Raw genomic sequence first — 517 nt, 5'->3', positions numbered from 1 at the left:
ACTCGCCGATCATGGGGATTTTCCCACGCTGCTTCCTCCATTATCCTCACATCCTTTCTGCTTTCTTTCAGCATGCCAGAGGCGTGATAGGGAAAACAGGCACAGATTCTTTGACGCTTACGTTTTATTCGTTATAACGTGGTCTTCAGTCAAGAAAAGAGACGGTGAGAAAAGTGACAGTTAATTTTGGAGCCGACTCCCTTCGAGGTTCTGGAGAGCGGTGTCTCATTTTGCTTCTCGTGGACCCGTTTCAAATGCGCTTATGACGCGACATCATCCGCCTTGTCGTGTTTGGCTTGATGATAGGTTTCTTCAAACGCCTGCGGCGAAACGTGTCCAATCGTCGAGTGACGCCGCTTTCGGTTATAATAGCCGGCAATGTAGCGTGTAACGGCATGGGAAGCTTCTGCTTTCGTACGGAATCGGGTGCGATGTACGAGTTCTTTTTTTAACGAGGCGTGGAACGATTCGATACAGGCGTTATCGAACGGATCGCCTTTGCGGCTCATGCTTAAGG

1 protein-coding gene is annotated in these 517 nt (G+C 49.3%); it reads right to left on the bottom strand.

Features of this window, described 5'->3' with window-relative positions:
* Positions 1-260: 260 nt before the first annotated feature.
* Positions 261-517: integrase core domain-containing protein (locus HCN83_RS18000; protein WP_168009794.1), on the bottom strand; the 257-nt coding region annotated here is incomplete at its 5' end.

Origin of the sequence: Alkalicoccus luteus (assembly GCF_012034335.1) — a bacterium.
In the GTDB taxonomy this organism is placed as follows: Bacteria; Bacillota; Bacilli; order Bacillales; family Salisediminibacteriaceae; genus Alkalicoccus; species Alkalicoccus luteus_A.
This window is presented reverse-complemented; position numbering and strand designations above follow the sequence as displayed.